This window comes from Pseudomonas sp. GW456-12-1-14-TSB6, from assembly GCF_059424205.1.
In genome coordinates this window covers 261,739-269,617 of record NZ_JBWKZE010000005.1, presented here as the reverse complement: position 1 = coordinate 269,617, position 7,879 = coordinate 261,739, and the positions used below count along the sequence as shown (strand labels likewise).

5 protein-coding genes are annotated in these 7,879 nt (G+C 60.4%); 4 read left to right on the top strand and 1 reads right to left on the bottom strand.

The features are described from left to right. Window positions 1-57 precede the first annotated feature (57 nt). From AC07Y2_RS07040 to AC07Y2_RS07025, 4 genes are all read left to right on the top strand, one after another. The gene (locus AC07Y2_RS07040; protein WP_064593528.1) at window positions 58-1,623 is read left to right on the top strand and encodes an MBOAT family O-acyltransferase; all 1,566 of its coding nucleotides are present in this window, start codon (window positions 58-60) and stop codon (window positions 1,621-1,623) included. Window positions 1,624-1,633: 10 nt separating this feature from the next. Continuing rightward, window positions 1,634-2,806: an alginate O-acetyltransferase gene (locus AC07Y2_RS07035; protein WP_085746987.1), complete on the top strand. Its 1,173-nt coding sequence runs from the start codon at window positions 1,634-1,636 to the stop codon at window positions 2,804-2,806. Between the two features lie 14 nt (window positions 2,807-2,820). Beyond that, a complete protein-coding gene (locus AC07Y2_RS07030; RefSeq protein WP_039769442.1) occupies window positions 2,821-3,477 on the top strand; it encodes an alginate O-acetyltransferase AlgF in 657 nt (218 codons plus the stop codon). Window positions 3,478-3,579: 102 nt separating this feature from the next. Then, entirely contained in the window at window positions 3,580-5,031 is a 1,452-nt protein-coding gene (locus AC07Y2_RS07025) for a mannose-1-phosphate guanylyltransferase/mannose-6-phosphate isomerase (protein WP_103385697.1), read from the top strand. Window positions 5,032-5,103: 72 nt separating this feature from the next. On the opposite strand, the gene AC07Y2_RS07020 is transcribed toward AC07Y2_RS07025, so the two are convergent. Further along, window positions 5,104-7,794, bottom strand: a complete 2,691-nt coding sequence (locus AC07Y2_RS07020; RefSeq protein ID WP_103385696.1) for an RHS repeat domain-containing protein — start codon at window positions 7,792-7,794, stop codon at window positions 5,104-5,106. Window positions 7,795-7,879: the final 85 nt, after the last annotated feature.

Sequence of the window (7,879 nt, the reverse complement as noted above, 5' to 3'; positions counted from 1 at the left end):
GGGGGGGTTGGGGGGGCTTTGGCCCTTGACTGTTGGTTCAAACATGGAGAGATCGGGATGGTATTTTCATCCAACGTGTTCCTGTTTCTGTTCTTGCCGATCTTTCTCGGCTTGTACTACCTGAGCGGGCAACGCTATCGCAACCTGCTGCTGCTGATCGCCAGCTACGTGTTCTACGCGTGGTGGCGGGTGGACTTCCTGGCGCTGTTCGCCGGCGTCACCCTGTGGAACTACTGGATCGGCCTGAAAGTCGGCGCCGCCGGCGTGCGCACCAAACCGGCCCAGCGCTGGCTGCTGCTCGGCGTGGCGGTGGACCTGTGCATCCTCGGCTACTTCAAGTACGCCAACTTCGGGGTCGACAGCATCAACGCGATCATGACCTCGATGGGCCTTGAGCCGTTCATCCTGACCCACGTGCTGCTGCCGATCGGTATCTCGTTCTACATCTTCGAGTCGATCAGCTACATCATCGACGTCTACCGCGGCGACACCCCGGCCACCCGCAACCTGATCGACTTTGCAGCGTTCGTGGCGATCTTCCCGCACCTGATTGCCGGTCCCGTGCTGCGTTTCCGTGACCTGGCCGACCAGTTCAACAACCGCACCCACACCCTCGACAAGTTCTCCGAGGGCTGCACGCGGTTCATGCAGGGTTTCATCAAGAAGGTGTTCATCGCCGACACCCTCGCCGTGGTGGCCGACCATTGCTTCGCCCTGCAAAACCCGACCACGGGCGATGCCTGGCTCGGCGCACTGGCCTACACCGCGCAGCTGTATTTCGACTTCTCCGGTTACAGCGACATGGCCATCGGCCTGGGCCTGATGATGGGTTTCCGCTTCATGGAAAACTTCAAGCAGCCGTACATCAGCCAGTCGATCACCGAGTTCTGGCGCCGCTGGCACATCAGCCTGTCGACCTGGCTGCGTGACTACCTGTACATCACGCTTGGCGGCAACCGCAAAGGCACGCTGATGACCTATCGCAACCTGTTCCTGACCATGCTGCTCGGTGGTCTGTGGCATGGCGCGAACATCACCTACATCGTCTGGGGTGCGTGGCACGGCATGTGGCTGGCGATCGAAAAAATGCTCGGCCTCAACACCGCGCCGCGCAGCCTCAATCCGATCCGCTGGGCGCTGACCTTCCTGCTGGTGGTCATGGGATGGGTGATCTTCCGCGCCGAGAACCTGCACGTCGCCGGCCGCATGTACGGCGCGATGTTCAGCTTCGGCGACTGGTCGCTGTCGGAACTCAACCAGGCCAGCCTCACCGGCCTGCAAGTGGCGACCCTGGTGGTGGCTTACGTGACCCTGGCGTTCTTCGGCCTGCGTGATCTGTACACCAACCAGCCGCCGGCCAAGACCAAACCTGAAGTCAACGTCGAGGCCAACGGCCCGGCCACGGCGACTCCGGGAATGATCAAGGCCGCTCCGGGCGAAAACCCGGCGAGCATCCACGAGCCTGGCTACACCGTCGGCGTCGAGGCCCAGGTGCAACCGGCCTACTGGACCGCGGACTGGTCGCGCTACGTGATGCGCGGGTTGATCCTGCTGCTGTTCATCGCCTCGATTCTCAAACTCTCGGCGCAAAGCTTCTCGCCGTTCCTTTACTTCCAGTTCTGAGGGATCTGACATGACCCGCTCATTACGCATCTTCTACATCGCGCTGTTTCTGGTGACCCTGCTGGTGCTCGGTCTGTGGTCGGTGCGCAGCTTCTTCGGCTTCAGCACCAACGCCGATGCGACGGTGCTCAACGGCCGCTGGACCAAAGCGGTGGAAACCCACTACGACGACGAATTCCCGATCAAGCGCCTGGGCACCAATCTTTGGGCCGCGCTGGATTTCAAACTGTTCAACGAAGGTCGTCCGGGCGTGGTGCTCGGTCGCGATCAGTGGCTGTACAGCGATGAGGAATTCAACCCGATCGTCAACGAAGAGCTGAACCTGCAAGGCAACTACGCGCTGGTCGAAGGCGTGCGTCAGACCCTGAAAGAGAAAGGCGTGAAACTGGTGATGGCGATCGTGCCGGCCAAGGCTCGCCTGTACCCGGAACACCTGGGTGAAGTGAAACCGGCAAGCATCCACGCCAACCTCTATCAGGACTTCCACGCCCGTGTCGCGGCGGACAAGATCCTCGCCCCCGACCTGCTCGGCCCGCTGCAAGCGGCCAAGCAGAACGGTCAGCAAGTGTTCCTGCGCACCGACACCCACTGGACCCCGGAAGGCGCGGAAATCGCCGCCAACACCCTGGCCAGGACCATCGCCGACAAGTTCCCGCTCAGCGGCGAGCCGCAGCGTTTCGTCACCACCCCGGCGGAGAAGGTCACGCACAAGGGCGACCTGCGTCTGTTCCTGCCGCTGGATCCGCTGTTCGAAAACCTGATGCCGGCCAAGGAGCCGCTGCAAAAGCGCAACACCGTGGCCGTCGAGCAACCTGCCGGGGACGACGCCCTGTTCGCCAACAGCGAAGTGCCGGTGGCCCTGATCGGCACCAGCTACAGCGCCAACCCGAACTGGAACTTCGTCGGTGCGCTCAAGCAAGCGCTGCACAGCGACGTGGTCAATTACGCCGAAGACGGCCACGGCCCGATCCTGCCGATGCTCAGCTACCTGAAAAGCGATGACTTCAAGAACAGCCCGCCACAGGTGCTGATCTGGGAGTTTCCTGAACGATATCTGCCTGTGAACAACGAAATCGGCGACGCCGACCCACAGTGGGTCGCAGAGCTCAAACAAGCCGGTGCTCGCCAACAAAACGTAGCCATCAACACTAAATCCGAGACGCCCGATCGGGCGCAAAACTGAAAGAGAGGTACACCATGACTTTCACTACAACTCCTCGTCGTCTCGCCAAACGCTTCGCTCTGGTTGCGGGTCTGAGCGTGCTGTCGGTCCAGGCCTTCGCCGGTGGCGACGCTGCGCTGTACGGCCCGACTGCACCGAAAGGCTCGACCTTCGTGCGCGTCTACAACGCCAGCAACGCTGAAGTCAGCGCCACCGTCGGCAGCACTAACCTTGCCGACGTCGCACCGCTGGCCAGCAGCGACTTCAGCTTCATGCCGGGCGGTGATTACAGCGCCAAGGTCGGCAGCCAGACCCTGCCGGTGAAACTCGCCGGTGACCACTACTACACCCTGGTCAACAACGCTTCCGGCGCGCCGCAACTGATCGAAGAACCGCCGTTCAAGAACAAGCAGAAATCCCTGGTGCGCGTGCAGAACCTCAGCGACAAGTCGCTGACCCTGAAGACCGCCGACGGCAAGACCGACGTGGTGCCGAACGTGGCCGCCAAGGGCCGTGGCGAGCGTGAAATCAACCCGGTGAAAGTCAGCCTGGCGCTGTACGAAGGTGACAAGAAAGTCGGCGACGTCAAACCAGTCGCCCTGGAGCGCGGTGAAGCAGCCGTGCTGTACGTCACCGGCAACGGCAGCAACCTGTCGCCAGTCTGGGTGAAACGCCCGGTGTCGACTCGCTAATCGCTCGAGCTATCAGCTACAAGCCTCAAGCTGCAAGTGAAGTGCTTCTAACTCGCCGCTTGCAGCTTGCAGCTCCCAACTGCATTTTTAGGAGTAAACAATATGATTCCGGTGATCTTGTCAGGTGGTAGCGGCTCACGTCTTTGGCCGCTTTCGCGCAAGCAGTTTCCCAAGCAGTTCCTCGCCCTGACCGGCGAACACACACTGTTCCAGCAAACCCTCGAGCGTCTGGTGTTCGAAGGCATGGACACCCCGATCGTGGTCTGCAACAAGGATCACCGCTTCATCGTCAACGAGCAGTTGGCCAGCCGCAATCTGGAATGCCAGCGGATCCTGATGGAACCGTTCGGTCGCAACACCGCGCCGGCCGTGGCCCTGACCGCGATGATGCTGGTCAATGAAGGTCGCGACGAACTGATGCTGGTGCTGCCGGCCGACCACGTTCTGGAAGACCAGAAAGCCCTGCAACGTGCCCTCGCTCTGGCCACCGTTGCCGCCGAAAACGGCGAGATGGTGCTGTTCGGCGTGCCGGCCACCAAACCGGAAACCGGTTACGGCTACATCAAGTCCACCGGTGATTCGCTGCTGCCGGAAGGCGTCAGCCGCGTCTCGCACTTCGTGGAAAAACCCGACGTCAAACGCGCCACCGAGTACGTAGAGTCCGGCGGTTACTACTGGAACAGCGGCATGTTCCTGTTCCGCGCCAGCCGCTTCCTCGAAGAACTGAAAAAGCATGATCCGGACATCTACGACACCTGCCTGCTGACCCTCGAGCGCAGCCAACAGGATGCCGATACCGTCACACTGGACGAAGCCACCTTCGCCTGCTGCCCGGACAACTCCATCGACTACTCGGTGATGGAAAAAACCCAGCGCGCTTGCGTGGTGCCGCTGACGGCCGGCTGGAGCGATGTCGGTTGCTGGTCGTCGCTGTGGGAAGTCAACGAGAAGGACGCCAACGGCAACGTCAGCAAGGGCGACGTGGTGATCCAGGACAGCAGGAACTGCATGATCCACGGCAACGGCAAACTGGTGTCGGTGATCGGCCTGGAAAACATCGTGGTGGTCGAAACCAAGGACGCCATGATGATCGCCCACAAGGACAAGGTCCAAGGCGTCAAGCAGATGGTCAACACCCTCAACGAGCAGGGTCGCAGCGAAACCCAGAACCATCTTGAGGTCTACCGTCCGTGGGGCTCCTACGATTCGGTGGACATGGGCGGTCGCTTCCAGGTCAAGCACATCACGGTCAAGCCGGGCGCGTGCCTGTCGCTGCAGATGCACCACCACCGCGCCGAACACTGGATCGTAGTCAGCGGAACCGCCGAAGTGACCTGCGACGAGAACGTGTTTCTGCTCACTGAAAACCAGTCGACCTACATCCCGATCGCCTCGGTGCATCGCCTGCGCAACCCGGGCAAGATCCCGCTGGAAATCATCGAAGTGCAGTCGGGCTCATACCTGGGCGAAGACGATATCGAGCGCTTCGAAGATATCTACGGTCGCTCCACCCCGGTCGAACGCGGCGTGTCGGTGAAAACCATCGCGCAGTAAGCGTTCCGTAACAAGAAGCCCCCGTCCAGCCCGCTGCGTCCCCTATCCGCAGCGGGTTGGGCGGGGGCTTTTTTACGCCACTTTTCTGGCTCCCAGTCTTTTGGCGATAGCCGCTGATCGCGGATTGACCGCGGCCGTCCTGACTTTCTGAACGTTGTGCGTGCTCACCATCCTGGCCAACGACTTGACGGTCAGGTAGGTCCCAATACCACGCAATTTGAAAGGTTGGATGGCCTCGGTGGTCTCGACCGATTCACCCAGGAACTTATCCACGCCCGGCTGCGTCAGTGGGTGCGCAATTACGTTGCTCACATGAACCGTGCTTTCTCCGCCCTTTGTTGACGAGACACTCAACTCAGCGATGCCATAAATCACTTTATCCTGGCCCTTTTTTTCGACATCGTCGCGATTGATCAGTGCGAAGAAGTGCTTGGTGACCGTTTTTTCCTCCGATACCCGTGGTTCGCTTGAATACTTGAGGGACGAGGATGTGATCTCGGCGATCTCTTTTCCCAATTCAAAATTTTGTTCCGCGCTGACATTTGTGTTCTGCAGTTCTCGCCGCATAGAGTCGTGGTACATCTCACGGTACTGGCGCCGGTACATCCTCAGATGACTCAAGAGCTCGCGCTTGCTCACTGAAAAATCCGGGCCCTCGCCGACTTCAACCAGTTTGAAATCAGCAGACTTGCTGTATTCCACACCTCCCAGGTCAAGCCTGGACACATGTGCTTGGGAGGAAAGCAGCTTGAAGGCCAATCTCACTCGAATGCCCACGTCCGCTTCGTAGGTTCCGGTCTCGGCTTGCAGCCCCAGCGCGTCTCTCATCGTGAGCGGATTGTTGCGAACCATCCGGTAAATATTCAGCCCATCCGAATAGCCGGCAGGATCGGTGCTGGCCCAGCGTTGCAACCACGGGATGTAGTAACGGAAGCCATAATAGTAAAGCCCCGTCGCATCGTGCTCCTTGCCCGAGTAACGCACGTACTTATATTTGAGTTCACCGCTTTGCCAGGCCGTAGTACCGAACGGGTGAAATACTTCCTGACTGATAATTGCGCCACGGTCGTCCGACTCCAGGCTGACTGACCCCAGGTGATCCGAGCACGCATATCGATATCGATCGTTGGTCCCCGTGGGCGGAGGGATCTCCCAATGCAGTACTCGAATATTGTTCAGCCCGCCCTCGGCAGTGATGACCTGCAAACGTTCACCGATCTCGTTATCGGTACGCAGCTCCAACCCGGGCAAATAGCGCACCTCGGCAACCACGGTGCGTGCGTTGGTTTTTAATGAGCGGATCTTGCGCACTCGCAGGCCGACATCGCCGTAGAGATAGACCTCGCAGTCGTTGCCCCCGGAGGCACGCTCCACCGGGCTGACCGATTGCAGTTGGTTGCGCAGGTTCCAGCTCAGTATCCGCCCCGGCTCCAGCTGCAACACGTTGCCTCTGCGGTCGTAGGCGGCTTCGATTTGAGCGTCGTCGGGAGGTGCGTGCTCGTAAGGCAGAGCGCGGTTGCTGTAACTCGCCGGTTGCAGTTTGCGCCCATGACTTTGTGCGCCGACATGAGTCAGCCTGCGCAAGTTGCCGCCGGAATCATATTCATAAGTCTGCTGATAGTTGCTGACCGCCGCCGGGTCGACTCGTCCCATTGATTGCGGGCCCTGACTGGCACTGCCAGCTTCCCAACCGAACGCCATGATCAACTGATAAAGACTGTCATAGACAAACCGGCTGACCGGCTCTATTCGCTGATTGGCGAAATAACGGATCGGCAGCGCCTTGTCCTCGATGCTCAAGACATTGCCCATCGGGTCATAGTCGTAAATCCAGTGCTGCAGTACTCGGCCGGCGGCATCCTTATCCCGGCGGACCGTCAGGCGACCGTCCTCTGGGCGATACGTCAGCGCGGCCACCACGCCATTGCCGGCCGTTTCGCGCTCGATGCTGCCATCCGCGCTGTAGCGGATGTCACTGACCAGGATCTGCGCGGGCTGGTCCTTCAACTGCAGTCGGCGTTCACGCAAACGGCCATCGACGGTCAGCTCGAACGTATGCCGGTTGTCTCGGGCATCCGTCTGCTCCAGCACATCACCCAGCGCACCATAGCGCCACTGTGTGGTCGCACCGACGCCTGGCTCCAGCAGCCGCTGACGATCCTCCTCCCGCTCCGGCCAGTCAGTCGCCAGCGGTTCCAGCGTGAAGTGGCGGATGTCCTTGGTGCGGGGACCGCTGATTGCAAACGCGTCGAACAGCACGCTGCCGGCCGGATGATCATGACGAATCAGCTGACCGTATTGGTTACGCGACGGATCCCCACAGCCGGGATGACCGTAGGTCATTCGCTCTACGCAACGACGTGGCTCGTTTGCGCCTTGTTCGAATATTGCGACTGGTCGCTGCATGAAGTCGCATTCAATGTCGCGTCGCGTCTGCCGGCTGTCCCAACTGAACACTGTTTGCCCGGCGAGCCCCTTCAACTCGATTTGCGTGCCGGCATCAACGCTGTCCGAACGAATCACCGTGGAGTCCAGAGTAAACACCTGCGTCAGGTTGGCCGGGGGCAGCGGATCGCCGGCCTGCGACAGCCAAAGTCGCGGGTCCCACTGTTTCACCGCACGCCCCGCAGCGTCATGCAGGGTGCGGTTGATCCGGGACTCGACCGGTCCGTCCTCGATGTCTCGGCAATAGTCGACCGTGCGCACCGGCAAGCCGCGCGGGTCGACCACAGACATTCTCGGCGTATTGACGTGCAAGCTCATGGAGCGTACTTCCCCGCAACCGGCATTTGTTGTGCCTCCGGGCATCTGAGCAAGCTCAGCGCTGGTTCGGCTACTGTCGGAAATT